Source organism: Achromobacter sp., assembly GCF_050285565.1.
Lineage (GTDB): Bacteria > Pseudomonadota > Gammaproteobacteria > Burkholderiales > Burkholderiaceae_B > Achromobacter.
On sequence record NZ_JBLZXG010000009.1, the window covers coordinates 241,477 to 267,396 of the forward strand.

Below are 25,920 nucleotides of genomic sequence, written 5' to 3' on the forward strand. Positions count from 1 at the left end.
ATTGAATGAGACGCACCATTAAATACGGTTGCCTCAAAGGAATGCTCATGCATCGGGCCGGCGGTACTTGCCGCCAGCCGGGAGGCATGTCTTCAAACAACCGGACCACGCTCATGATCTTCCAATCCCGCGCCAGATGCGCAACGCCCCGGGTTCTTACCGTCGGATTTCATTTGCTTCTGTTGGCCTGGGCCCAGCCCGGCGCGGCGCAGTCGGGCAAGGCCGCCGAGGCGCCCACGCTACCGTCTATCGAGGTCGCCGGCAGCGCCGAGGACGACGGCCTGGTGCCACGCCGCGCCAGTTCGGCCACGCGCAGCGACATGCCGCTGGGTCAGATCGCGCAATCGGTGTCGGTGGTCACCCGCGCCCAGATGGACGCGCAGGACGCCCGCTCGATCAACGAAGCCTTCCGCTACGCACCCGGCATCGCCACCGAGCAATGGGGCGGGGTCACGGCTTTTGACCAGTTGACCATCCGTGGCTTTACCGGTGGCGATGGCAGCGCCGACACCTTTCTCGATGGCTTGCGCCAGACCGGAGGCGTCATCTACGGCGCGCAGCAGGTCGATCCCTTCCTGCTGGAACGCATGGAAGTGCTGCGCGGTCCCGCATCGGTGCTGTACGGCATGGCCACCCCGGGCGGCGTGCTGGCCCTGACCAGTAAATTACCTCGCGATGAAACGATCCGGCTGGTCGAAGTGGAAGGCGGCACACGCGGCTATCGACGCGGCTCCTTCGACCTGGGCGGCCGCGCCGACCGCGATGGGGCCTGGCTCTACCGGATCGCCGGCACCGTCTGGAACAGCGACGGCAAGGTGGACGGATTCCCCGCGCGGCGCCGCGCGGTCGCGCCGTCGCTGGTGTGGCAACCGAGCGCCGCGACACGCTTGACGCTGTATGCGCGCTACCAGGACGATCCCTCTCTGGGTTCGCTGGGTTCCGTGCCCGCCGCCGGCAGCATATTGCCCAATCCCAATGGCCGTTTTCCGCTGCACACCAATATCGGTGAGCCGTCGTACGACGCATTCTCCCGCAAGCAGCGCGTGGCCGGCTATCGCTTCGACCAGCGTCTGAACGGCGATTGGACGGCATCGTCGAGCGGTCGCTACAGCGGCATTTCCATGCACCGCGACGTTGTCACCGGCCATGGCTTGCAGCCGGATCTGCGCACCCTGAATCGCAATACCTCGTTGTCCGAGGAAACCTACCACGCCATCACTCTGGACAACCAGGTGAAAGGCCGTTTCACGACCGGCGCGTTGCAACACGAGTTGCTGGCCGGTCTCAGTTGGGAGCAGATGCGCGGCCGCGGCGACTATTCCCAAGGCGCGGCATCGCCGTTGGATCTGTACCAGCCCGTCCATGGCGCGTTGGTGACCGGCGCACCGATGATGTACACGAACAATCGCGTGCGCTCGACCCAGACCGGTCTGTACCTGCAAGACCAACTGGCGCTGGGCAGTTGGATCACCACGCTTGGCGTGCGTCACGATTGGTCCACCATCGACACGATCGACCTGCTCGGGCGAGGCGGCTTCAAGCAGCACGACGAAGCCACCACCGTGCGCATCGGCTCGCTCTACCGTTTCGGGAGCGGCGTGGCGCCCTACGTCACCTATGCGCAGTCGTTCCAGCCGACCAACCAGTTGTCATCCAGCGGCAAGCCGTTCAAGCCCAGCCGGGGCGAACTGCTCGAAGCCGGCCTCAAGTACCAGCCCGACCACTGGGACGCGCTGTTCACCGCCGCGGTCTTCACTCTGACGCAATCCGACCTGCTCACCGCCGACCCGGCCAACGTGGCGTTCAGCATCCAGGGCGGCGAGTTGCGCTCGCGTGGCCTGGAACTGGAGGCGCGGGCCAAGCTCGGCTCGCAATGGAGCGTGATCGCCGCCTATACGTGGCAGAACGTGGAATACACCAAGGGCAACCCCGCCAACATCGGCAAGACCCCGCCGCGCGTGCCGGAGCGCTTCGGCGGCGTGTGGCTGGCGTGGGATGCGCCGTCCGGCCTGGGGGCGGCGCTGGGCGTGCGGCACAACGGCGGGACCTGGGTGGGGGATGGCAGATTGGAACAGTACCGCACGGCGGCGTTCACGCTGCTGGATGCGCAGGTGCATTACGACCTGGGGCGGCAGGTGCCGAGCCTGAAGGGCGCGCGGGTGCAGTTGAATGTCACCAATCTGACCGACAAGCGGCATATCGCGAGTTGCTATGACGAGACGATGGGCGGGTGCTTCCCGGGGGCGGGGAGGGTGGTGAATTTGAAGGTGGCGTATCAGTGGTGAAGGGCGGGCGCCTGAATTGAATCGGGCGCTCTTGCCCACGACTGAGCCAACCGTGTAAGCGTTCAGGGGCGTCGCTTTACATGCGGGCCGTTCCAGTAATGCACATCAAGATGCACGCGGGCAATCCCTTCGCGGCTTGCGATCCGGGAGGCTACGTCTTGCAAGATGGCGCTTTCTTCTGGTGTTAGGCCGATGACGGTCTTCCAGCGAGGAAGTTCGGCACCTTCAGGTTGCTCTTTCAAGCCGGAAGCCACATGGCTATCCAGCGGGACTTCCATCCACTGTTCTATCGTGTCCAGGCCATATGCTGCGCAAAGGTACTTGTTATAAGCGCAATTGCGAAGAAAGATGTTCAGGAATTTTCGCGAGCTTCCCCAATGCTGGGCATCTTGGGGCAGGGAATTCTGCAGCGCGATCGTCTCAGCATCAAGCAATCGGAAATAGGTGCGTTCCGTCTTGGCGGCGCCAAACTTGCGAAGATTCACGCCCTGCAAGAACTCTCGCGCCGCATTGATCGTGCCCTTCGGGCCCATTTTCTGTGCGGTGGATGCGCCTACTGCTGTGCGGGCAGTGCGTGCCTTTAATTTCTCCAGCGTCTCGCTATTCATCACTGATGCAATCTCCTTGTTCTGGTTGGATATGCTGCAGGTCAGGGGCTTCCAAGGTAGAAGCACTTGGCAATCTATCGAAATGGTGATCGCATGTCAGTCGGAATTCGGAGAGATTTTGGCGTTTCCTCCGCCGAATGTACTCCAGGCCAACCTATATCGTTGGCCGGATTTCGCGTCTAAGAATTACGTCGTGGCGGCGATACTTGATCGTCGCAATTGAGAGTGCAGCTTGGCTTCCAACTCGCCCAGGCCGATATTGGCGCAACCCATCAGCGTCAGTTCCTGCAACGCGGGAAGCATTGAACAGATTCAGTTCCGCAAGCGGTAGCCGCAAGGCTTGATCCAGCCGCTTGGCTTGCTTGTCCGGCAATATCGACAGCGACCGCAGCGCAGGAAAATCTTCCGCCTTGAATCGCCATCGGCACATTCACTTCCAGTGCTTCCAATCGCGGCATCGGCCCTGCCGACCAGGTATAGGAGCCCGGGTAATCGAAAATGGACAGATGCCGCAGGCTGGCTGCCGGATCCGATTCGAAGGGTAGAACAGTAAAGCAGAACGGCGATACCGCTTTTCACCAAGGCTTATGCGGCCGGCACCGGCGCCTGACAATATTTTTTACCTCGTCCCGAGACTGTGGCCGCCATCCACACCGGTACACTAGCGTGATTCCCCAAGGAGCCATATGTCGATTCAAACGTTGGGCCGTTACGGTATCGTGCTATTTCTCGCTGCGTTGAGCTCGGGCTGTTCTTCAATCATCGGCGAGTGCGGATTGGTTCGCAGTAGCTGCATGTATGACGGGAAATACGAACAGGGCGAGGAAGACTACGCGGAAGCCGAGGCGAAGCGGCTGAACAAACAGTCGACGGATCGGTTGCGTCGAAGCTCTGGCGATTGAACCTGGGCGGGGCCTTGCCACGGCGTTTAGGACGCCGTCACAGATTCCGGCAGAAAAAACCGATTCTTCAACTCCTGCAACCCAATCCGATCCAGCATCTCCGTCAGCCGTTGCGCAGGTTTCCTGCGCGGCAGATCCTTGTACTGCGCAATGATCAGCTCATTCTTCATCGAATGCTCCCACCCCACCAGTTCCGTCACGCTGACCTGGTACCCATGCGCCTCAAGCTGCAAGCACCGCAGCACATTCGTGATCTGACTGCCGAACTCCCGCGTATGCAGCGGGTGCCGCCAGATCTCGGCCAGCGGATCGGCCAGCGCCTTGGCTTTGTTCTTGCGTAGCACCGACGCCACTTCCGCCTGGCAGCAGGGCACCACCACGATGTACTTGGCCTTTTTCTCCAGCGCGAAATGGATCGCGTCGTCGGTGGCGGTGTTGCAGGCGTGCAGGGCCGTGACCACGTCGATGGTCGCGGGCAGTTTGTCGGAGGTGATCGACTCGGCCACCGACAGGTTCAGGAACGACATGCCGCCAAAACCCAGGCGCTTGGCCAGTTCTTCGGATGACTTGACCAGTTCCTCGCGGGTTTCGATGCCGTAGATGTGCGAGCCGGTCTTTTGCGCCTCGGGCTGTTCCTTGAAGAACAGGTCGTACAGGATGAAGCCCAGGTACGATTTGCCCGCGCCGTGGTCGGCCAGGGTGACGGCGCCGTGTTGTTGCTGGACGTCCTTGAGCAGCGGTTCGATGAACTGGAACAGGTGGTAGACCTGCTTGAGCTTGCGGCGGCTGTCCTGGTTCATCTTGCCGTCGCGGGTCAGGATGTGCAGGGCCTTGAGCAGTTCGATCGACTGGCCGGGGCGGATGTCGTGGGTTTTCTCGGACATGGGGGTAAGGCAATGCGCCCCGCGTGGGGCGGGGCGCATGAATAGGCGGAAAGCGCCAGTTTAACGAAAACGCCGGCGTCAGACCTGCACGAGCACCGGCTCGCCCAGGTTCAGCATCAAGCGGTTGGCCCAGGCGAAGATCGCGTCCGAGTGCAGCAGATCCAGCACTTCGCCGTCGCTGAAGCCCACATCCTTCAGCGCCTGGATGCTGGCCGCATCCACCGACGCCGGCGCGTCGGTGATCTGGATCGAGAACTTGCCGATCGCCAGTTCCCGCGCGGTGGTGCCGGCGGTGGCCGGGTCCTCGAACACTTGCGCGATCACGTCGTTGCGCTTGGCCAGTTGTTCGAAGCGCTGCGCGTGCACCGACGCGCAGTAAACGCAGCCGTTCACGCGCGACACTACGGTCGCGCCCAGCTCACGCTCGGCGCGCGACAAACCGCCCGGCGCATACATGATGGCGTTGAAGGCCGTGGAGCGCTGGCGCAGGATTTCTGGCTGGTGCACCAGGAACAGGTAGTAATCCGAGACCTTGGCCTTGGGGTGGCTTTCTTCCAGCACCGCGATCTGCTCGGGCGTGGCGCTGTCGACCTGGACCACGTCCAGCCACGCCTTCCATTCCAGCACTTCGTTGGTGAAGCCGTGGGCCTTGATGACGGCGCCCGGTTCGGTGGCGGCGGTGTTGGGCGGGAAGGGCGCGGGCGGGGCGCCTGCCGCCAGGGGCTTGGCCGCCAGCGCCTGCATGGCTTGCAGGCCGGCGACCAGGCGCACCTGGTACGACAGGAACGCCACCAGTTGCGACAGCGTGACGACAGCCGGCGTGGAGACGCCGGCGGCCGGCAGGGTCTTGAGCGCGGCCTCGTCGCCTTCGACGGGTTTTTCGATCAGTTTGCGCGTGAATTCCAGGATCGCGGCCAGGCGCGGGTCGGCGGCGTCGGCCGGCTTGCCGGACTCGGCCACCTGGATGTCGGCGGCGCGGGCGCCGGCTTCGACCAGCCGCTGGCGGTAGTGCGCGGCCAGCGCTGGCGACGGCGTCAGGCGCGCGGCGTACAGCGCGACCAGCAGGCGCTCGGCCAGCGTCAGGCCGGGCAGCGCCGGGTCGAACAGGGCGTCGTAGCTGCCCTGGGTGGCGGCGGCCACCTTGTCGCGCTGGTGGCGCACGGCGTAGGTGGCGCTGTCGGCCTTCAGGCCGACGAGCTGGTCCACCAGGTCGCGGGCGGCGTCATAGACGATGGGTTGTGGTGCCATTGAGAGAGTCTCCTTGGATAGCGTTCAGCCGGCCTTGCCGGACGTCGCCGGGCCGCCGTTGGCCCTGGCCTTGACCGCGGCGTCCAGGAACTTCAACACGCCTTGCCACGATTCCTCGTCGGCGCGCGCGTTGTCCTTGGGGTTGCCGCCGCTGGTGCTGATCTTGCCGGACACGGGGTGGGCGTAGACCAGTTGGGTGGTGGGCACGTAGGGGAACAGGATCGAGTGGCCGCCGTTCTCGTAGTCGAGCCATTGAACCGGGTACGGGTGCTTCACCTCGGCCAGTTTGTCGCGCACCATCTGCGAGTACAGGCTGGACGGCCACGAGCCGTCGTCGGTGGCCGACAGCAGCATCACCGGGCCTTGGATGTCCTCGACCTTGATGCGGGCGCGGGCCACGGCGTCGGGGTCCCGCAGCGCGGTGAGGATGGCCTTTTCGTGGCGGTGCGGCGCGGGGCCTTCGTCGAACGGGGCCCAGGTGGCGGTGCGGTTGTTCTCCCAGACGTGCGGCAGCGGCTTGCCGCCCAGCAGCCAGGTCGGGCCTTCGCGGCCGATCTTGGGGTCGCAGGCGTTCTGGCCGCTGTGGACCACGGCGCCGGGCACGTAGGCCACGACCGCCGAGACTTCCGTGGGGAAGGTGGCGCCCAGCAGCAGCACCAGTTCGCCGCCGCGCGACTGGCCGCTGATGGCGACGAAGTCGTGCTTGGGTTGAACCTTCTTGCGCAGCCAGCGCAGGCCGGTCTGGAAGTACTCCAGCGGCGTGTTGGAGATGTAGTCCGACAGGCCCGGCGCCTTGAAGTAGGCCAGCGCGAAGGCGGCGTAGCCGCGCGAGGCATACAGCGCGGCGCGCGGCTCGTTGATGCCGCCGCCCGAGCCGTTCAGGATCAGCACGGCCGGGTGCGAGCCGGGCGTGGCGCCGGGCGGCAGGTACAGCGTGCCGACCAGGCCGTCCTCGCGCACCTCCTGGCGGGTGACGCCCTCGGCCGCCAGGCGCTGGGTGAAGCGCGCCTCGCTCTGGGCGCCGGCCACGCGCGCCACCACCTCGGTGACCAGCGGCTCGCTGACCGGGTGGTTGAAGAGCTCGCGGCTGGGCGAGTCCACGGGCGACTGCGACCACAGCAGGCCCATGGGCGCGAGGCAGCGGTAGTCGCCCGAGACGGGCGCGTCGCGCGTCAGGTCGACCACGCCGTCCTCGCCCGCGACGAAGGCGGCCTGGCTTTGCCAGAGCACGCCGTTGCGGCGGGTGAGGGCGGTGATCTCCACCGTCTGGCCGGGCGTGACATGCTCGACCCGGATCTGGCGGGGCACGTCGATGAGCGCGTCGGCGGGTTGGATGCTCAGGGTAGGAACCATGATGCGCGCCTTACTTGGCCGAGTCCTTGGTGACCATCATGGCGGCGGTGCGGTCGCTGGTCATGGGGGTGACCTTCAGGCCTTTCTTGGCGGCCCAGATGTTCTTGTAGTGGTACAGCGGGATGATGCCGACGTCGTCGGACACCAGCTTGACCGAGTCGCGCAGGATGGCTTCACGCTTGGCCACGTCGAATTCCGAGGTGGACTGGTCCAGCGCAGCGTCGACCTTGGGGTTGCTGTAGTGGCCCCAGTTGGAGGCGCCCAGGCCCTTCTTGGCGTCGACGGTGGCCAGGATGTTGACCAGCGCGTAGCTGGCTTCGCCCGTGCCGTTGCCCCAGGCCAGCATGCTGACCGCGAATTCGTTCTTGTTGGCGCGGCCCGAGTACACGGCCCATGGCACCACTTCCACTTGCGTCTTGACGCCGATGCGGGTCCAGAACTGGGCCACCGCCTGGGCCGTTTCCGGGCCTTGCGGGTAGCGGTCGTTGGGCACGTGCATGGTCAGCTTGAAGCCGTCGGGAAAGCCCGCTTCGGCCAGCAGCTTCTTGGCTTGCGCGACGTCGTTGGGGATGTCCTTGATCTCGGGGTTGTAGCCGAAGGTGCCCTTGGGCATCCACTGGTTGGCTTCGGTGGCGGCGCCTTGCAGGATGCGGTCGGCGATGGCCTTGCGGTTGATCGCCAGGTTCAGCGCCTGGCGCACGCGCAGGTCCAGCAGCGGGTTCTTGTCCAGCGGCTTGCCGTTGTTGTCGGTGATGTACTGGTTGGGCGCGGGGTTGAAGCTGGGCTGCAGGATCATGACGCGCAGGCCGTCGTACGGGTAGACCGAGATGTTGGGCGCCTTCTGCAGCTTGGCCAGGTCGGATACCGAGACCTTGTCGATCACGTCGACATCGCCGGCCAGCAGCGCGGCGGTGCGGGCGGCGGCGTTGTTGATGTAGCGGTAGTTGACCTTGTCCCAGGTGGCCTTCTCGCCCCAGTAGCCGTCGTTGCGTTCCATGATGACGCGGTCGCCGGGGGTGTACGAGACGAACTTGTAGGGGCCGGTGCCGATCATGGCCTTGCCCGAGTTGTAGTCTTCGGTGGTCGACTTTTCGCCGACGTGCTTGCTGACCACGTGCACCGAGGCCAGGTTCAGCGGCAGGTCGGGGTTGGGGGCCTTGGTCTTGACGATCAGGGTCAGCGGGTCCTTGGCGGTCATCGTGTCGATGGTGCGCAGGTAGCCGGCGTAGGTGGCGACGCTGCCGGGCACGGCGCGGGCGCGGGTGTACGAGTAGATCAGGTCGTCGGCGGTGAACGGCGTGCCGTCCTGCCACTTGACGCCTTCGCGCAGCTTGAATTCCCAGGTGGTGCTGTCCAGCGGCTTCCAGCTCACGGCCAGGCCGGGCTGCAGCTTGTTCCACTTGTTCTCGATCAGCAGGTCCCAGAAGTGCAGGGCCACCGAGCGGTCGCCGGCGTGGTTGTTCAGTTGCGGGTCGAGCGAGGACAGCGGATCGGCAAAGCCGATCGCCAGGTTGTCGGCCGAAGCCGCGGCGGACGCGCCCAGGATGGCGGCGGTCAGGGTCGAGAGAATCAGGCGTTTCATGTTCGGGGTCCTTGGTGAGGGGGAACTTCTTTCAGGCCATGTCGTTCAGGTGACAGGCGCTCAGGTGGTTGATGGCGATTCCCTTCAAAGTGGGAACCTCGGTTTTGCAGCGCGCCATCGCATGCGGACAACGCGGGTGGAAGTGGCAGCCGCCGGGCGGGTTGAGCGGGCTGGGAATCTCGCCCTTGATGGCGGTGAAGGTCTTGTGGCGCGATTTCAGGTTGGGGATCTCGGCCAGCAGCGCCTGGGTGTAGGGGTGGTTGGGGCGGCGGAACACTTCCTCGACCGGCGCGGTCTCGACCACGCGGCCCAGGTACATGATGACCACGCGGTCCGACAGGTGTTCGACCACGCCCAGGTCGTGGCTGATGAACAGGTACGTCAGGTTGAGCTGTTCGCGCAGGTCCATGAACAGATTCAGGATCTGTGCCTGGATCGACACGTCCAGCGCGGCCACGGCCTCGTCGCACACCAGCATCGACGGCTGCACCGCCAGGGCGCGGGCGATGCCGATGCGCTGGCGCTGGCCGCCGCTGAACTGGTGCGGATAGCGCTGGCGCAGGGCCGGGTCGAGGCCGGCGCGTTGTAGCTGGGCGCTGACGTAGTCATCGAAATCGCCGTTGCCGACCAGGCCGTGGATGCGCGCCGCTTCGCCCACGATCTCGTCCACGCGCAGGCGCGGGTTCAGGCTCGCGTACGGATCCTGGAAGATCATCTGCACCTTCAGGCGCGCGGCGTGGGCCTGGGCCGGCGTCATGTCGGCGGGGCGTTGGCCGTTGATCAGCACCTCCCCGCCGGACGGCGTCAGCAGGCCCGCCGCGATGCGGCCCAGCGTGGACTTGCCGCAGCCGGACTCGCCGACCAGGCCGACCACTTCGCCGGGGCGCACCAGCAGGTCGACATGATCGACGGCGCGGGTGATGGCCGGCGGCTTGGACAAGCCCAGGCGCTGCAGGACGCGGCCGGCGGCGCCGACGGGGCGTTCGCCGAAGCGCTTGCTGACCTGGCGCAGGTCGATGAGCGGGGTGGCGTTGCCCGCCGTGCGCGGGGCGGCGTCGCCAGCCGGCGCGTCGAGCGCGGGACGGGAGGCGGCTTGCGTGTCGTGGCCCACGGGCAATGCCGCGTTGGCGCCGTCGCGGGTGTCCGGAATCGTGGTCTGGCTCATGCCGTCACCTCGCCCAGTTGGCGCGACGGATGAAAGCAGCGCACCTGATGGCCGGGCAGCACGTCGGTGATGGCGGGCTGCTGGCCGCATTGCGCCGTGGCGCGCGCGCAGCGCGCCGCGAAGGCACAGCCGGCGGGCAGGGTGAGCAGGTTGGGTGTCATGCCGGGAATCTGGCGCAGGCGTTGGCCGCGCTGGTTGTTGCTGGGCAGGCTGTCGATCAGGCCCACCGTGTAGGGATGCTGCGGACGGTCGAGCACGTCGTCGACCTTGCCGTGTTCGACGATGCGGCCGGCGTACATCACCGCCACGTCGTCGGCCAGGCCCGCCACCACCGACAGATCGTGCGTGATCCAGATGAGGCTGGTGCCGTGCTGCTGCGCCAGCTTCTGCACTTCGGACAGGATCTGCGCCTGGATGGTGACGTCCAGCGCCGTGGTCGGCTCGTCGGCAATGATCAGGTCGGGGCGGTGCAGCATGGCGATAGCGATGGCCACGCGCTGGCGCATGCCGCCGGACAACTGGTGCGGATAGGCCAGCAGCCGCTCTTCCGGGCTGGGAATGCCCATCATGCCGAGCGTGTCGCGCGCCAGTTCGCGCGCCTGCGCCTTGCTCATGCGGTTGTGGGCGCGCACCGTTTCGATCATCTGCACGTCGACCCGCAGCACCGGGTTCAACGTCATCATCGGATCCTGGAAGATCATGGCGATGCGGTTGCCCTGCAGCTTGCGCAGCTCGCGCGCGGGCAACCGGGTCAGGTCGCGGCCCTGGAACAGCACCTGGCCGCCGACCACGCGGCCGGGGGCGTCCACCAGGCCCATGATGGAAAAGCCGGTGACGGATTTGCCCGAGCCGGACTCGCCGACCAGGCCCAGGATCTTGCCGCGTTCGAGCGTGAAGGACACGTCGTCCACGGCGGGCAGGGTGCCGGCGCGGGTGAAGAAGTGGGTGCGCAGGTTGCGCACTTCCAATGTGGGGGCGGCCGGGGCCGCGACGGGGCGGGCGGCGCTCATTTGTGGGTCCTCGGGTTCAGCACGTCGCGCAGGCGGTCGCCCACCAGGTTGATGGCGACGATGGTGACCAGCAGCGCGATGCCGGGATAGAAGCTGATCCAGTATTCGCCGGACAGCATGTATTGGAAGCCGTTGGAGATCAGCAGCCCCAGCGACGGCTCGGTCACGGGTACGCCCAGGCCCAGGAAGCTCAGCGTGGCTTCCAGCGTGATGGCGCGCGCGATCTGCAGGGTGCCGATGACGATCAGCGGCGGCAGGCAGTTGGGCAGGATGTGCTTGAGCATGATCCGCCAGTTCGGGATGTCCAGGCAGCGCGCCGCCTCGACGTATTCGCGGCGGCGCTCGACCAGGGCCTGGCCGCGCGCGGTGCGGGCGTAGTAGGCCCATTCCAGGATCACCAGCGTCAGCACCACGTTGCCCACGCCCTTGCCCAGGTAGGCCAGGATCATCATGGCCACCAGGATCGACGGAAACGACAGGATCAGGTCGACCAGCCGCATGATCAGCGCGTCGACCTTGCCGCCGGCGTAGGCCGCCAGCAGGCCCAGCAGCGTGCCGATGACGCCGGCGATGAGCGCCGAGCCCACGCCCACCATCAGGCTGATGCGCAGGCCGTACAGGATGCCCGAGAGCAGGTCGCGGCCCTGGCCGTCGGTGCCGAGCCAGTAGTGGAAGGTGTTCAGCCCGTTCATCGTGCCCGGCGCCAGGCGCGCGTCCAGCACGTCGATCTGCAGCAGGTCGTAGGGGTTCTGCGGCGAGATCCACGGCGCCAGGATGGCGGCCAGGATCAGCAGGGTGGCGATCACCAGTCCGAACACCGCCGTCTTGGACGACAGGAATTCCAGCAGGTTGCGGCGCCAGGGCGATTCGCGCTTCAGGACGGGCGCGGCGGGCGTGACGGGTTGCATGGCATCAGCCTGGGGAGTGTTCGGAGCGCTCATGCCGCGGCCTCCAGCCGCACCCGCGGGTCCAGCACTTTGTACAGGATGTCGACGATCAGGTTGAGCGTCACGAACAGGCACACCACCACGATCAGGTAGGCCACGATCACCGGGCGGTCCAGCGCGTTCAGGCTGTCCAGGATCAGCTTGCCGGCGCCGGGCCAGGCGAAGATGCTTTCCGTGATGACGGCAAAGGCGATGGTCGAGCCCAACTCCAGGCCCAGCACCGTCACCAGCGGGATCATGGTGTTGCGCAGCACGTGCACACAGACCACCCGGAAAGGCGACAGGCCCTTGGCGCGGGCGAACTTGACGAAGTCCAGCGGCATCACGTCGCGCACGCCGGCGCGGGTCAGGCGGATCACCAGCGAGATCTTGAACAGCGACAGGTTCAGCGCCGGCAGGATCAGGTGGCGCCAGCCATCGGCCGTCAGCCACGACCACTGCAAGCCCAGGAACTCCACCGTCTGGCCGCGGCCGCTGGCCGGCAGCCAGCCCAGCGACACGCTGAAGGTCATGATCAGCATCAGCGCGACCCAGAAGGTCGGCAGCGAGAAACCGACGATGCTGCCCGCCATTACCAGCTTGGCAAAGCGGCTGTCCGGATACAGCCCGGCCAACAGGCCCAGCGGCAGGCCGACGATCACCGCCAGCAGCAGCGCGGAGATGGCCAGTTCCAGCGTGGCCGGCAGGCGCTGGATCACCAGTTCGACGGCGGGGATGTTGTAGACGAAGCTGTTGCCCAGGTTGCCGTGCAGCGCCCCGTTCAGAAAGCCCAGGTACTGTTGCCACAGGGGCTTGTCCAGCCCCAGTTCGGCGATGATGCGGGCGCGGTCGACCTGGTCGACGTCCTGGCCGATCAAAATGTCTACCGGATTGCCGATGGCGTGCAGCCCGACGAACACGATCAGCGTCATCAGGAACACGACCACCGCGGCCTGCGCCACGCGGCGGAGCAGCCAAGCGGTCATTGCGCGGTCTCCGCCTGCCGGGCCGCGCCGGGCGCCGGGGCCGGCGTCCATTCGTCGCCGAACACTTCAGGTTCGGAGAACGCTTCCATGTTGGCGTAATGCGTGGCCACGTCCTCGCGGTAGAAGAGGCCCGCGATGCCCTGCGCCAGGCGCTTGGCGCCTTCGCTGATGGCGGGGATGTCGCCGGACACGGTGCCATGCGTCAGCGCGGCCGGGTACGAGAAGCAGTGCACCCGATCCAGGCCGGGGCAGGCGCCCGGGGTCTTCTCCTGCAATTCGAAGGCCGCGCCCAGGTCGGGCGAATCATGCAGTTCCTGGTCTTCCTCGCCGGCGGGCGGGGTATAGCGGTCGCCCCAGGCGCGCACGTGCGGCGCCAGCGCGGCGAATTCCGGACGCACCGTCCAGTCGATGCGGAAACCCGTCGAGAAAATCAGGAAATCCAGCGTGAACACGCCCTTGGGCGTGGTGACGCGGATTTCGTCATCGACCAGCGCCAGATCCTGCACGCCGCAGCCCAGGTTGAAGCGGGCGTTCGGGTGGCGCGACACGCGCAGCGTGCTGCCGCGCGGCGGCGGCACCTGGGCGGCGTTGATGTAGTGGCGGATCTTCCACTTCCATTCGTCGGGCAGATTCAGGTGGCCATGGGTCAGGCCGGGATTACCGGCGCCCTTGCCCTTGTTGATGCGCGGGATGTCGTTGCGGCGGATCAGCAGGTCGACGCTGGCCGCGCCGGCCTCCAGGGCGGTGGCGGCGCTGTCCATGGCCGACGCGCCCGCGCCCACCACGCCAACGCGCTTGCCGGCCAGGGTGGCGTAGTCCAGCACGTCCGACGAATGGGCCCAGCGGTCGCGCGGCAGCTTGCGCGCGAAGTCCGGCACGTAGGCGCCGCCCAGGCCGTCGCGGCCGGTGGCCAGCACCACGCGGCGCGCCAGCACGGTGTGGCGGCCTGCGGGCGATTCGATGTCCAGTTGCACCAGCTGGTCGGCGCGCGGCAGCACGGCCAGCACGCGGTGCTGGTTGCGCACGTCCAGGTTCAGCACGCGGCGGTACCAGCGCAGGTAGTCCATCCATTGCAGGCGCGGGATCTTGTCCAGCGCTTCCCACGCGTCGCTACCGAACTGCGCCTCGAACCAGGCGCGAAAGGTCAGCGCCGGCAGGCCCAGCGCCGGGCCGGTCAACTGCTTGGGAGAGCGCAGCGTTTCCATGCGCGCGGTGGTGGCCCACGGGCCTTCATAGCCCTCGGGCGACTGGTCGAAGATCGGCGCGGCAATGCCCAGGTGCGTCAGCGAGGCCGCCGCGGCCAGGCCGGCCATGCCGCCGCCGATGATGGCCACGTCCAGCACCGGCTGGCCGTCCGCCTGGCGCGGCGGCACCCAGGGCTTGGCGGGGATTTCCAGCCAGGACAAGTCTTGGCGCAGGCGCGCTTCCAGCGCGGCCAGGCCCTGCGGGGCCGGGGCAAGGGATTGATTCATGCGGTGGGATCCGTAAGAGGGGTGTCATCGCCGTAGATCGACTGCAACAGCGCGCCGTGCTGGCAGGCCTCGTGCAGCACGAAGCCGGGCAGTAACTGCGCGGCGGCTTGCGCCAAGGCGTCGGCCATCGCTTGGCAGGCCGGCGTCAGGGGCTGTGACTGCGAGGTAATGACCCCGAAGAAAAAGGGAATGTCCAGGTCGATCGGGCGGATCGCCACGCCCGCCATCGGCGCGCCGTAGGCGGTGATGGGTTCCAGCACCGACACGCCCAGGCCGGCGCGCACGGCGGCCAGGGCGTTGACGGACGAGTTGGTTTCGATGGCGCCGGCCGCCTGGCCCAGCGCCGCATCCAGGCGCCGCCGCAGGCGGTAGGGGTTGGCCATGGTGATGACGCGGCGCCCGGCCAGCTCGGCCACCGGCACCACTTCATGGCGCGCGGCCGGATCGTTTTCGGGCAGCGCCACCACACAGGACGCCTGGCCGATCCAGTGCACCGTCAGGCCGCGATGCTCCAGCGGCAGGCTGGTCGCGCCCAGTTGCGCCGCGCCGCTCAGCACGGCGTGCACCACGCGTTCGGGCGAGGCGCTGCGCAGTTCGATGCGCGGGCCGGGGGTTTGAGTTTCCACCTGCTTGAGGGCGGCCGGCACCAGGCCGGCGGCCAGGGCCGAGGTCGCCGCCAGCAGCAGCGGCTGCGCCTGGCCGCGGGCGATTTCCTCGGCGCGCTCGCGGATCTGGCGCAGGCTGGACAGGGCGCGCTCGACATCGTCATACAGCAGGAAGCCTTGCTCGGTCGGCGTCACGCGCGGCCCGCTGCGGGCGAACAGGGCGTAGCCGATCTCGGCTTCCAGCTCTTGCAGCAGGCGGCTGATGGCCGGTTGCGAGCGGCCAAGCAAGCGCCCGGCCGCGGTGACGCTGCCGGTGGACATGACGGCCGCGAAGGCCTCGAGTTGACGAAGTTCCATCTGTCTTGCTTTATGCCAAGGACGAATTCTTGCGTATCGAGTATGCGCCCGGCAAATAATTAAAGGGCATAAGCAAATTCCCTAATCGGGATTTCCTTATGCTCTTTCATTACTGTGAGTTATTTCAATGACTTGCAGGGATTTCCCTATGCCGCCGGGTCGAGAGCCGGGGCCGTGCGGATGCCGGGCAGGGCGCCTGTCGCGGGCGCGACGGCTGCCGACAGCGAGCTGCCCGCAAGGCACGCGCGCGCGGTCTATGAAGCCTATGCCAATACATTGCTTTATCTGAACCGGCTTCCCGTTTTGCGCCAGCGCTTCGGCAATCGTCTCTAACGATCCCGCGGACGCCGGCCGCACCGGCGCAGGGAGCCGGGGGGAGGGCGCCAATCATGGTTGGGGCAGGTGTTACGCCGTCTACGGCCAGCTCGACGCCGATACGGATTTCTCGGGCAGCCATGTCGTGGCCGCGACAGCGGGGCTCCGAATGATGTTCTGGAAGCAGGACTGGCTTCGAACGCCAGCCTCGCCTTCGCCTATCACGCCATGTCCGGATGCCGGCGCCGGCGCGGCCTTGATCAGACACGGCTGATCGACTCAGGCAGCAGTTTCCGTCAAATTGGCAAGCGCCCGGTTGCTAGAGACATGGCAACGGCATGCCCGCAATGCTAGGCAGCGGATCAATTGTCCAGAACAGGCGAACATGGCTGTGACTACACCGAAGAAGACAGGCTTTGAAAAATGGCAGGACACCATAAATCTGGCTGCGAGCGATCCTGGCTGGAACGCGTGGGACTGCGAAATCCAGACGGCGGTAAGTGAGTACAACCGTCATCTGTCCGGAACGGCCAACTATCGGCAATTGGACTGGCATCTCATCAAAGCCATCGCGTGGGTGGAGACCGGTGCGGAGAGTAGAAAATGGGGGACTAATATGATGCAGATTGGCAACCCCGGAGATCCAGGCCTGCGCGCTTTGCTGACGGGCAATGAAGGCGGTGAGCTGATAATTCCCGCGCCATGGAAGTCTCGGCTCACATTGGGTTCGGCCGTCACTGTCCCCTCTCACAATATCCGCGCGGGAGTGGGTTACTTGCTGATGCGCTTGGCGAACTATTCGAACCAGACCGTTCTCGACCCTGACGCTGCAATCTATGAAGTGGCGGTGCAGAGTGGAGATAGCATGTCCAGGATCGCCGCCGCCAAGGGTAGTACCGTGGAAATAATGCAGAGGCTGAATCCTTCTGCGCGCGTGCTCCGGATAGGTCAGGTGTTGAAATATCAAAAGGGATCTGTGAGGAAAGTCATAACCGGGTGGAAGCCAATCACAACATCGAATATCGCCACCTACTACAACGTTGGCGACAAAGATTATGCGAAAAAGCTGGATTACGCGCTGGTTGTAATGCGGACTGGCAAAGGTGTTGCATGCGCGCGCTAAGGGGCTGGCTGCTGGCGACCATCATCGGCAGTCTGTTTGGCTTGGCATTCGCCGATGCTTCTGTGTTAACAGGAGATTTCCAGGGAACCGGGAGAGCGTGCTCCGGAAAACTCTCCATACGCGCCGATACCATCGAATGGAAGTCGAGCTATAGTCTCTGCGCGCCGGGCGAATATGAGATATACGAACGCAGTCTGCAGGGCGGGCGCGAGCGGTTCGTTTTCGTTTTGAAGGCTCCTGGCGAACGGTGCCGCTATCCAATCATCGAGGCGGAACACCATGGCGGCGATAGTTGGGAAGTGAGCGGCTATCAGTCCATGGAAGGATTCCAGAATCGGGACGTGGCGGGCTGGCATAACTCACCCTTGCCGGAAAGGCAGGTATTGTCCTGTCCGATGATTCGGCTGGATTGACAAAGCTGATCCGGCCGCTCGCAAAGCCGCGTCAGCACCGTGGGAGAAATGGTTGGGGGCGAGCGATCTCGCGCTTGGCGGGCCGCGCCTGGGCCCTGGCCAACAACGACCGTGAATTCGGGAAAGGCGTCGACGATCTTCCATGCGCCGCAACGGTCGGCGAAGGCGCTGACGCTCTCCTCTCGGATATCGGCGAAGGCATCGACCGCTTGACCTTGATATCGGGAAAGGTTCTGACGATCTTGACCTTGCCATGCAGGAGGATGCCTTTGTCGGTGCGAGGCCGTCGCGGCTACACCGCCGACACGTCGGCGTGCGTGTTGCCCTGCGCGCCGCCCGGCGGCGCCGTCACAATCGACGTCAACGCCGGCTCCGCCGCCTTCAACCCCGCCAGATCCGGCCGTGGCCGCCGCAGTTCCTCATTGCCCGCGAACGCCGACTCCATCCCCTGCGCCGCCGCCAGCACCTCGCGATCCCCGCGAAACCGCCCCACGATCTGCAGGCCGAACGGCATCCCCTGGTGATCGCGCCCGCAAGGCAGCGTCAGCGCCGGATGCGTGGTCAGCGTGATCACATACGTCAGCGCCAGCCAGCGGTAATAGTTCTCCTGCCGCTTGCCGTTGATGGCCTCGGCATACAACTGTGTCCACGGGAACGGCGACACCGGCGTGGTGGGCGACAGGATCAGGTCGTAGTCGTCGAAGGCGCGCTGGAAGCGCTTGATCAGCCGGGTCTGCTCGGCCTGGGCCCAGGCGCAGTCCTTCAGGCTCATGGCCGCGCCCATCTCGAAATTGGCGCGGGGGTTGGGGCCGAGGCTGCCCGGGTCTTTCTCGTAGGCGTCGCGCATGCCGGCCACGAAGGCTTCGGCGCGCAGCACGTCGAAGCAGCGGTGGGCCTCGCCGAAGTCGATCTCGATGGGATCGCAGGCCGCGAACAGATGGCGCATGGCGGCGATCTTGGCGCGGAAGGTGGCGCGGATGCCATCGTCCACGTCGCACAGCCCGAAGTCTTCGGTATAGGCCACGCGCAGGCGGCCCAGGTCGGCGCTGCCCGGCGCCAGGAACTGCAGCGGGTCGAGCGGATAGCTGAGCGGATCGCCAGCGTCGGGGCCGGCGCTGGCGGCCAGCTGCAGGCAGGCGTCGGCCACGGTGCGGCCCATCGGGCCGACCACCGAGATCGGCGTCCACCCCAGCGGCTTGCGCACGCTCGGCACCACGCCGGGCGAGGGCCGGAAGCCGACCACGCCGCACTTGGCGGCCGGGATGCGCAGCGAACCGCCGGTGTCCGAGCCGGTGCACAGCGGAAACAGGTCGCTGGCCAGCGCGGCGGCCGAGCCGCCCGACGATCCGCCCGCGTTCAGATTCGGATTGAACGGGTTGCCGGTGGCGCCCCACACCGTGTTGCGCGAGTTGGCGCCCGCGCCCATTTCCGGCACGTTGGTCTTGGCCGCCACGATGGCGCCGGCGCGGCGCAGGCGCGCCACCAGCGTCACGTCCTCGGCCGGCACGTGGTCGCGATAGATCGGCGAACCAAAGGTGGTGAGCAGCCCGGCGGTGGGCTCCAGGTCCTTAACGCCCAGCGGCAGGCCATGCAGCAGGCCGAGCGCGTCGCCCGCCATCACCGCCTGTTCGGCGGCGCGCGCCTCGATGCGGGCGCGCTCGAAGGCGGTGGCGGTGACGGCATTGATATAGGGATTGACCGCCTCGATGCGCGCGATGCACGCCTCCAGCAGCTCCACCGGCGACAGCTGGCGCGCGCCGATCAGGCGCCGCAGCTCCACCGCGGATAACGAGACGAGGGAGTCGTCCAGGGTCATGAGAGCTTCCTTCAATCGATCTTGATGTTGGCGCGCTGCGCCACGTCGCGCATCTGCGGCAATTCCTTCTGGATCAGCGCTGCGCCCTCGGCGGCGCTGGAGAACGCCGCCTCGAAGCCCTGCGCTTCCAGGCTCTTGCGCACATCGGGCGACTCGACCGTGGCGCGCAGGGCGGCTTCCAGTTTGGTCTTGACGTCCGCCGGCAGGCCGCGCGGGGCGGTGAACATCAGCCAGGTGTCCATGGCGACCGATGGGTAGCCCTGTTCGGCGAAAGTGGGCACATCGGGCAGGAAGGTCGAGCGGGCCGGGGCCGACACGGCCAGCACCCGCACCTTGCCCTGCTTGCTCTGCGGCAGCGCGGCGGCCACGGTGTCGACCGAAAACGGGATCTGGCCGCCGATCAGGTCGGTCATGGCCGGGGTGCTGCCCTTGTACGGCACGTGGATCATCTTGATGCCTGCCGCCGCCAGGAAAGCCTCGCCGACGAAATGCGCGGTGGTGCCGGCGCCGAACGAGCCGTACGCCGGCGGTTCCTTGTCGCGCGCCTTGACGTAGGCCACCAGTTCCTTCAGGTTCTTGACCGGCACCTGCGGGTTGGCCAGCAGCGCCAGGCCGGTGCGGCCGACGATGCCGAGCGGCTCGAAGCTCTTGACCGGGTCATACGGCAGCTTGGCCTGGATCGCCGGGTTGACCGTGAAGGTGGTGCCGGAGCTGACCAGCAGCGTGTAGCCATCGGGTGCGGCCTTGGCGACATAGCCGGCGCCGATCGCGGTGCCGGCGCCCGCGCGGTTTTCCACCACCACGGTCTGGCCCAGTTCCTGGCCGAGCTTCTGCGCGATGACGCGGCCAAGCACATCGGTGGCGCCGCCTGGCGGAAAAGGCACCACCAGGGTGATGGGGCGGGTCGGGTAGGCGGCCTGGGCGCTGGCCGGGGCGGGCGCGGCGAAGGCGCCGGCCAGGGTGACACCGAGGGCAATCAAGGCAGTCTTCATGGTCATGCTCGACAAGAGTGGTGGAGGGGCGGCGCGTCGGTTGGCGCCTGGGGGGCGGCCGCGAGTCGTTGCCCGCGGCTCAGGAAGTGTTCGTACTCTTCGGCCGGCACATACAGTCCGCCCGTGGTCCAGGCCAGGTGCGTGGCGCGCGCCAGATGCGGCAGCAGGCCGCGCTGGCGCAGCCACTGCTGTCCGGCAATGCTGCCCAGCAGTTGGCGCGGTCCGGAAAACCCGGCCGCCGCCGACGGCTCGATGCGCAGGCCCTCGCTGTCGTGCAGCCGCGCCAGGTCGCCGTATAGCGTGTCGTCGGTCACCGTATAGACGCCGGCCAGCGAGTGGCCGACGGCGGCATACGCCAGGTCGGAAGCGCGCGGCACCGCCAGGCCGTCGGCCTCGGTCTGGTTGCTCAGGCCGATGTCGTAGACCGACGGCGGCACCGGCACGCCGGGCAACTGGCCATGCCCGGCCATCATGCGCAGCAGAAAGCAGGGCGACTGCACCGGCTCGGCAAAGAAGCAGTGCGCGTGCGGGCCGTACAGCAGCGACAGGCCGAAAGCGATGCCGCCCGGCGCGCCGCCTACGCCGCAGGGCAGGTAGACGAACAGCGGATGGGCGGCATCGACCACGATGCCGGCCTGCGCGATCTGCTCGCGCAGCCGCAGCGCCGCCGCCGCGTAGCCCAGGAACAGCGAGGCCGAGCGCTCGTCGTCGACGAAGTAGCCATGCGTATCGGCCTGGACCTGGCGGCGGCCGGCGGCCACCGCTTTTTCATAATCGCCGGGGTGTTCCACCACCTCGACACCGCGCGCGCGCAGGCGCGCCTTCTTCCATTCCTTGGCGTCGGCCGACATGTGGACGGCGGCGCGAAAACCCAGCGCCGAGGCGATCACGCCGATCGACAGGCCCAGGTTGCCGGTCGAGCCCACGGCCACCTGGTATTGCGCGAAACAGGCGCGCGCGGCGGCCGTGCCGAGCTTGCGGTAATCGTCGCCGGGGACGATCAGGCCTTGCGCCAACGCCAGCTTTTCGGTGAATTCCAGCACTTCGTGGATGCCGCCGCGCGCCTTGATCGAACCGGCCACCGGCAACGCGTGGTCGGCCTTGATCCACAAGCGGCCCGCGCTCGCCGGCAGGCACAGCGCCTGTTGCATGGCGGCGGCTGCGCACAACGGCGATTCGATCACGCCGGCCGAGTCCCGCAATTCGGGGAACAACTGCGCCAGCAGCGGCGCAAAGCGCGCGAAGCGGTCATGCGCGGCCTGCACGTCGGCCAGGCTGAACGCCGCGCCGTTCGCAGCGCCGTTCGCCGCGCCGTCGGGACGGGTCCACAGCACCGGGCGCGCCGCGCGCAACGCCTGCAAGAAAGGGGAGGAAACCGGAGCCTGGGACGGGATCATGACTGCGCGTGCCAATAGGTAACGTCATCGAACGGTCACATCCTAGGCGGGGCGCGCGTGTTGCGGCAATATCAATTGCTAGAATTGTTCATTGCGTTTTACGCAAACCAAGGGCAAACCCGATGAACCCGCACATCCTGCAGGAAATGGCCGTGCGCTACTTCCTGGAAGTGGCCCGTTGCGGCTCCGTCAGCGTCGCGGCCGAGCGGCTGGACGTGGCGCCTTCGGCAGTCAGCCGCCAGATCGCCCGGCTCGAACGCGAGCTGGGCACCTTGCTGTTCGAGCGCCGCTCGCGCGGCATGGCGCTCAATGCCGCCGGCGAACTGCTGGCCGCCCACGCCAAGCGCGCGCGCCAGGAGGTGGATCGCGTGGCCGGCGAGATCTTGGGCCTGCGCGGCCTGCGCCAGGGGCTGGTGCGAGTGGTCTGCACCGAGGGCTTCGCGCATGATTTCCTGCCGGCCGCCATCGCGCAATTCCGCCAGCAGTACGCCGGCATCCGTTTTACGCTCGACGTGTGTTCGCAGCGCGAGGTGCCGGCCCGGGTGCGCGACGGCGCGGCCGACGTCGGCGTCACGCTCAGCCTGACTTCGCACCGCGACGTGCGGGTGGAACTGCGCATGCCGGCGCCGGTGCGCGCGGTGGTGGCTGCCGATCATCCGCTGGCGGGCCAGACCGAGGTGTCGCTGGCGCAACTGATGGCCTATCCGCTGGCATTGCCGGACGCCGATTCCACGCTGCGGCAGTTGATCGATATCAGTTGCAGCCGTCAGCAGTTGCAGTGCGAGCCGGTGTTCGCCAGCCGCAGCATCGATGCGCTGGTGGCGTTCGCGGGGGCGGGCGGCGGCGTGACGTTCTGCGGTGAACTGGCGATCCGTTATCGCCTGCGCGGCGGGCAGGTGGTGGCCGTGCCGCTGCGCGACCGCGAAATGAACGAGCGCCACTTCGAGGTGCAGACCCTGGCCGGACGGATCCTGCCGGAAGCCGCCAAGGCCTTCATCGCCAGTCTGCGCACGCAGGTGCAGGCGGACGGGGGCGTCGCCCCTTCGCCGGCGTGACGCGCGGGCAGGCCTTGCGGCGCGCCCAGGCAAAAAAAATCCGGCCCGAAGGCCGGAAAAAGTTACAACAACAAGCACAACAGCTCGCCGGCACGAGCCAGTGCGATGAGAAATTTATCAGATATGCGATAGTTTGCAACCCGGAGTGTCCATGGCGCGGACATGCGCAGACCGCCGGGCAAGCGACGTCGCCGCGTTGCCCGAGAACCCCCGCCTCAGCCTACCGGGGTGACCGTCTTGCCTTCGCGGAACCAGCCGTCCAGGTTGGCCAGCATCAGGTCCGCCATCGCCCGGCGCGTTTCATGCGTGCCGCTGGCAATGTGCGGCAGCATCACTACGTTGTCCATGGCGTTCAGCGCCGCCGGCGTGGCGGGTTCGTGTTCGAACACATCCAGGCCGGCGCCGGCGATGCCTCCGGCCTGTAGGGCCGCCACCAGCGCGGCTTCGTCCACCACCGTGCCGCGCGCGATGTTGATCAGCCAGCCTTGCGGCCCCAGCGCCTCCAGCACCGCCGCATCCACCAGGTGGCGCGTGGCGCCGCCGCCCGGCACCGCCAGCACCAGGAAGTCGCACTCGGCCGCCAGCGCCGTGATGCTGGGGCAATAGCGGTAATGCGCCGGCGCGTCCGCGCGCGGCTTGCGGTTGGTGTACAGGATCGGCATGTCGAACGCCTCGGCGCGGCGCGCGATCTGCATGCCGATATTGCCCAGCCCGACGATGCCGCAGCGCTTGCCGCTCATGCGCGTGGCCAGTCCGAAGCTTTCCCGCGGCCAGCGGCCGGCGCGCACGAAGCGGTCGGCCTCGGCGATGCGGCGCGACGCGGCCAGCATCAGCGCCAGCGCGGTGTCGGCCACGCAGGCATCGAGCACGCCTGGCGTGTTGGTGACGCGCGCGCCGCGCGCCTGCGCCGCCGCCACGTCGATGGTGTCGTAACCCACGCCAAAACTGAACACGCCTTCCAGCGCCGGCAGGGCGTTGATCAGCTCGCGCGAAGCGCCGAAGCGGCCACTGGTGGCGATGCCGCGGATTGCCGCGCCGTGTTCGCGCAGCAACGCCGCCTGGTCGGGGCTTTGCCACCAGCGGTGCACGCGGTAGCGCGATTCCAGTTCGGCGGTCAGTTCGGGCAGCAGGGGGCCGACCATCAGCAGGTCGGCGATGGGCGTGGAGGAAGTCGAGGTCATGGTGGCTGTCACGGTTGTTGCGGCGGCCCGCGGCGCGGGTCGCAAGGAAAAGGTCGGAGGCGGGACGGCCGCAAATGCGGGCCGTGCCCGTCCTGTGGGAAAGCGCGGGCAAAGGGCGCGCAGAGGCGCGCAGGGAGGGGCGCGGAAGAGGGCGGGGTGCGCGCCGCATCCCGTCCCTTGCCCGGTCATTGCACCTGGATATGTCGCGTCTTGATGATCTCCCCGTAACGCGCGCGCTCGCTGGCGGCCAGCGCCTGTAATTCCTGCGGCGTCGAGCCGTGCGCCACCGCGCCCTGCGATTCGAGCTTGGCCTTCATCGCCGGATCATTGGCCACCTCGCGGATCGCGGCCGATAGCTTGTCGATCACCGCCGGCGGCGTGCCGGCGGGCGCCAGCACCGCGGTCCACGAGCCGGTCTGCGCGTTCTTGACGCCCGCCTCGTCAATGGTCGGCACGTCGGGCAGGGCGGGCGAGCGCGTCGCGCCCGTCACCGCCAGCGCGCGCAGCTTGCCGGAATTGACGTACGGAATGGTCTCCAGCACCGAGGCGAACAGCATGTCCACGCGGCCCGCCATCAGGTCGGTCATGGCCGGGCCGCCGCCCTTGTAAGGCACGTGCATCAGGTCGGTGCCGGTGGCCTGCTGGAAAATCTCGCCCGACAGGTGCGGCGCGCCGCCGGTGCCGGAACTGGCGAAGGTGTGCCTGCCGGGTTGCGCCCGCGCCAGCGTCACCAGATCCTTGACGTTCTTGGCGGGCAGCGTGGTGGGCACCACCAGCACGAACGGCAGGTCGGAGAACAACGACACCGGCGCGAACGCGGTGGCCGGATCGGAATGCAGCTTGTAGATCCACGGATTGATCGCCAGCATGCCCGAATTGGCGAACAGCAGGGTGTAGCCATCCGGGTTGGCGCGCGCCACCAGATCGGCGGCGATCTGCCCGCCGGCCCCGGGGCGGTTGTCCACCACCACCGACGCCGCCAGCTTGTCGCCCAACGCCGCCGCCAGCAGCCGCGCCGAAATGTCGGTGCCGCCGCCCGGCGAGAACGGCACGATCAGATTGATCGGGCGCTCCGGGAACGGCGCGGCCTGCGCCGCGGCGGGCAGGGCGCCCCAGGCGGCCAGGGCCAGGGCCGCGGCCAGCAAGCGGCGGCGCGGGTGTGTGGAATTGCTTGTCTCCATGAGTCTTCTCTTTGTAGTGAGCGGCGCGAGCCGCGGAAAATCGATGCTGCGATGGCACTCCTTTGCGGGCCGGCCAATCAGGCCCGGACATTGCGGCCGAGTATAGGAACGACGGCCGATGGATGACTATTCGAGCTATAAATAGCATTGATCAATTCAAGGATTGGATCGATGGAATTCCGCCAGCTCGAGTGTTTCATCGCGGTCGCCGAGGAACTGCACTTTGGGCGCGCCGCCCAGCGCCTGTGCATGACCCAGCCGCCGCTGTCGCGCCAGATCCAGTTGCTGGAGCAGGATCTGGGCGTGACCCTGTTCGAACGCAGCAGCCGCCAGGTCGAACTGAGCGCCGCCGGCCGCCGCTTCCTGCGCGATGCGCGCCACCTGCTGGAGTACTCGGCCCGCGCCATGGCCAGCGCGCGCCGCACCGCCGGCGGCGACGCCGGTCACATCACACTGGGCTTCACGGCGGTGGCTTCGTACCGGCTGATGCCGTCGCTCATCATGCGGGCGCGCAAGCGCCTGCCCGGGGTCGAGATCCAACTGCGCGAAACCGTCACCACCGATCTGTCGCGCCTGCTGCTGGCGCGCGAGCTGGACGCCATCCTGGCGCGCAGCGTGCCGCAACAGGCCGGCATCGAAGCCCGCCTGATCGAACGCGAACCGCTGGTGCTGGCGCTGCCCGCCGGCTCGGCGTTGTGCGAGCACGAGGTGGTACCGCTGCGGCTGTTGCAGGGGCAGCCCTTCGTGTTGTATTCGCCGCGCGAGGGCAAGTACTTCTATGACCGCATTGTCGGCGCCTTCGGGCTGGCGGACGTGCAGCCCGACTACGTGCAGCGCGCCAGCCAGACGCATACGCTGCTGGCGCTGGTGCGGGCGGGCCTGGGCGTGGGCATCGTGCCCGATTCGGCGCGCGAACTGCGCCTGGCGGGGGTGGAGTTCCGCTCGCTGGGACAGCGCGACCTGTACGCGGACATGTACCTGGCCTGGCACGGGCAGCACGACAACCCGGCGCTGGACGCGTTCCTGCGGCAGGTGGCTGAGGTCCTGCCCCCCACGGCTTGAGC

The 25,920-nt window shown here is 67.2% G+C and carries 22 protein-coding genes; 6 read left to right on the plus strand and 16 right to left on the minus strand.

The features are described 5' to 3' along the window. The first annotated feature begins 173 nt into the window (after positions 1-173). Positions 174-2,285, plus strand: a complete 2,112-nt coding sequence (locus tag ACN6O8_RS20110) for a TonB-dependent siderophore receptor (protein ID WP_427992754.1) — start codon at positions 174-176, stop codon at positions 2,283-2,285. A 62-nt stretch (positions 2,286-2,347) separates the two neighbouring features. On the opposite strand, the gene ACN6O8_RS20115 is transcribed toward ACN6O8_RS20110, so the two are convergent. Beyond that, on the minus strand, positions 2,348-2,893 hold the full coding sequence (locus tag ACN6O8_RS20115) for a hypothetical protein (protein ID WP_427992755.1): 546 nt from the start codon (positions 2,891-2,893) through the stop codon (positions 2,348-2,350). 686 nt (positions 2,894-3,579) lie between these two features. On the opposite strand from ACN6O8_RS20115, the gene ACN6O8_RS20120 reads away from it, so the two are divergent. After that, the gene (locus tag ACN6O8_RS20120; RefSeq protein ID WP_060720381.1) at positions 3,580-3,795 is read left to right on the plus strand and encodes a hypothetical protein; all 216 of its coding nucleotides are present in this window, start codon (positions 3,580-3,582) and stop codon (positions 3,793-3,795) included. 26 nt (positions 3,796-3,821) lie between these two features. Here ACN6O8_RS20120 and ACN6O8_RS20125 read toward each other — a convergent pair whose 3' ends face one another. From ACN6O8_RS20125 to ACN6O8_RS20170, 10 genes are all read right to left on the minus strand, one after another. Further along, complete coding sequence (locus tag ACN6O8_RS20125) at positions 3,822-4,679, minus strand: class I SAM-dependent methyltransferase (RefSeq protein WP_427992756.1); 858 nt, start codon at positions 4,677-4,679, stop codon at positions 3,822-3,824. A 78-nt stretch (positions 4,680-4,757) separates the two neighbouring features. Further along, complete coding sequence (locus tag ACN6O8_RS20130; protein ID WP_427992757.1) at positions 4,758-5,927, minus strand: CMD domain protein; 1,170 nt, start codon at positions 5,925-5,927, stop codon at positions 4,758-4,760. Positions 5,928-5,951: 24 nt separating this feature from the next. After that, the gene (locus ACN6O8_RS20135; protein WP_427992758.1) at positions 5,952-7,280 is read right to left on the minus strand and encodes an acyl-CoA thioester hydrolase/BAAT C-terminal domain-containing protein; all 1,329 of its coding nucleotides are present in this window, start codon (positions 7,278-7,280) and stop codon (positions 5,952-5,954) included. Between the two features lie 10 nt (positions 7,281-7,290). After that, entirely contained in the window at positions 7,291-8,862 is a 1,572-nt protein-coding gene (locus tag ACN6O8_RS20140; protein ID WP_427992759.1) for an ABC transporter substrate-binding protein, read from the minus strand. Positions 8,863-8,893: 31 nt separating this feature from the next. After that, entirely contained in the window at positions 8,894-10,027 is a 1,134-nt protein-coding gene (locus ACN6O8_RS20145; protein WP_427992760.1) for an ABC transporter ATP-binding protein, read from the minus strand. Further along, positions 10,024-11,037: an ABC transporter ATP-binding protein gene (locus tag ACN6O8_RS20150; RefSeq protein ID WP_427992761.1), complete on the minus strand. Its 1,014-nt coding sequence runs from the start codon at positions 11,035-11,037 to the stop codon at positions 10,024-10,026. Before ACN6O8_RS20150 ends, ACN6O8_RS20145 begins: the two co-directional genes overlap by 4 nt. Then, positions 11,034-11,978 (minus strand): ABC transporter permease, encoded by a 945-nt coding sequence (locus ACN6O8_RS20155; RefSeq protein WP_427992762.1) that lies wholly within the window; start codon positions 11,976-11,978, stop codon positions 11,034-11,036. Before ACN6O8_RS20155 ends, ACN6O8_RS20150 begins: the two co-directional genes overlap by 4 nt. Next, the gene (locus ACN6O8_RS20160; protein ID WP_427992763.1) at positions 11,975-12,949 is read right to left on the minus strand and encodes an ABC transporter permease; all 975 of its coding nucleotides are present in this window, start codon (positions 12,947-12,949) and stop codon (positions 11,975-11,977) included. Before ACN6O8_RS20160 ends, ACN6O8_RS20155 begins: the two co-directional genes overlap by 4 nt. Then, the gene (locus tag ACN6O8_RS20165; protein WP_427992764.1) at positions 12,946-14,421 is read right to left on the minus strand and encodes an NAD(P)-binding domain-containing protein; all 1,476 of its coding nucleotides are present in this window, start codon (positions 14,419-14,421) and stop codon (positions 12,946-12,948) included. Before ACN6O8_RS20165 ends, ACN6O8_RS20160 begins: the two co-directional genes overlap by 4 nt. After that, the gene (locus ACN6O8_RS20170; RefSeq protein ID WP_427992765.1) at positions 14,418-15,383 is read right to left on the minus strand and encodes a LysR family transcriptional regulator; all 966 of its coding nucleotides are present in this window, start codon (positions 15,381-15,383) and stop codon (positions 14,418-14,420) included. The genes ACN6O8_RS20165 and ACN6O8_RS20170 overlap by 4 nt, the downstream gene beginning before the upstream one ends. Positions 15,384-16,083: 700 nt before the next feature. Here ACN6O8_RS20170 and ACN6O8_RS20175 point away from each other — a divergent pair. Together ACN6O8_RS20175 and ACN6O8_RS20180 are read left to right on the plus strand one after the other, a co-directional pair. Beyond that, positions 16,084-16,821, plus strand: coding sequence for a LysM peptidoglycan-binding domain-containing protein (locus ACN6O8_RS20175; protein ID WP_427992766.1), 738 nt, complete (start codon positions 16,084-16,086; stop codon positions 16,819-16,821). Next, positions 16,809-17,234, plus strand: coding sequence for a hypothetical protein (locus tag ACN6O8_RS20180; protein ID WP_427992767.1), 426 nt, complete (start codon positions 16,809-16,811; stop codon positions 17,232-17,234). Before ACN6O8_RS20175 ends, ACN6O8_RS20180 begins: the two co-directional genes overlap by 13 nt. Before the next feature lie 292 nt (positions 17,235-17,526). Here ACN6O8_RS20180 and ACN6O8_RS20185 read toward each other — a convergent pair whose 3' ends face one another. From ACN6O8_RS20185 to ACN6O8_RS20195, 3 genes are read right to left on the minus strand one after another with little or no spacing between them, the layout of a single operon-like run. Beyond that, entirely contained in the window at positions 17,527-19,050 is a 1,524-nt protein-coding gene (locus tag ACN6O8_RS20185) for an amidase (RefSeq protein WP_427992768.1), read from the minus strand. Positions 19,051-19,061: 11 nt separating this feature from the next. Then, on the minus strand, positions 19,062-20,048 hold the full coding sequence (locus ACN6O8_RS20190; protein ID WP_427992769.1) for a Bug family tripartite tricarboxylate transporter substrate binding protein: 987 nt from the start codon (positions 20,046-20,048) through the stop codon (positions 19,062-19,064). Next, complete coding sequence (locus ACN6O8_RS20195) at positions 20,045-21,439, minus strand: D-serine ammonia-lyase (protein WP_427992770.1); 1,395 nt, start codon at positions 21,437-21,439, stop codon at positions 20,045-20,047. Before ACN6O8_RS20195 ends, ACN6O8_RS20190 begins: the two co-directional genes overlap by 4 nt. Positions 21,440-21,561: 122 nt before the next feature. Here ACN6O8_RS20195 and ACN6O8_RS20200 point away from each other — a divergent pair, with 122 nt between their 5' ends. Continuing rightward, positions 21,562-22,494, plus strand: coding sequence for a LysR family transcriptional regulator (locus tag ACN6O8_RS20200; protein WP_427992771.1), 933 nt, complete (start codon positions 21,562-21,564; stop codon positions 22,492-22,494). A gap of 215 nt (positions 22,495-22,709) precedes the next feature. Here the strand turns inward: ACN6O8_RS20200 and ACN6O8_RS20205 are convergent, their stop codons facing one another. Next, positions 22,710-23,675, minus strand: a complete 966-nt coding sequence (locus tag ACN6O8_RS20205) for a 2-hydroxyacid dehydrogenase (RefSeq protein ID WP_427992772.1) — start codon at positions 23,673-23,675, stop codon at positions 22,710-22,712. Positions 23,676-23,860: 185 nt separating this feature from the next. Further along, positions 23,861-24,856 carry a Bug family tripartite tricarboxylate transporter substrate binding protein gene (locus tag ACN6O8_RS20210; protein ID WP_427992773.1) on the minus strand — a complete coding sequence of 332 codons (996 nt, stop codon included), beginning with the start codon at positions 24,854-24,856 and terminating at the stop codon, positions 23,861-23,863. A 171-nt stretch (positions 24,857-25,027) separates the two neighbouring features. Between ACN6O8_RS20210 and ACN6O8_RS20215 the strand changes: the two genes are divergently transcribed. Next, on the plus strand, positions 25,028-25,918 hold the full coding sequence (locus ACN6O8_RS20215; RefSeq protein ID WP_427992774.1) for a LysR family transcriptional regulator: 891 nt from the start codon (positions 25,028-25,030) through the stop codon (positions 25,916-25,918). The last annotated feature ends 2 nt before the right edge of the window (positions 25,919-25,920 follow it).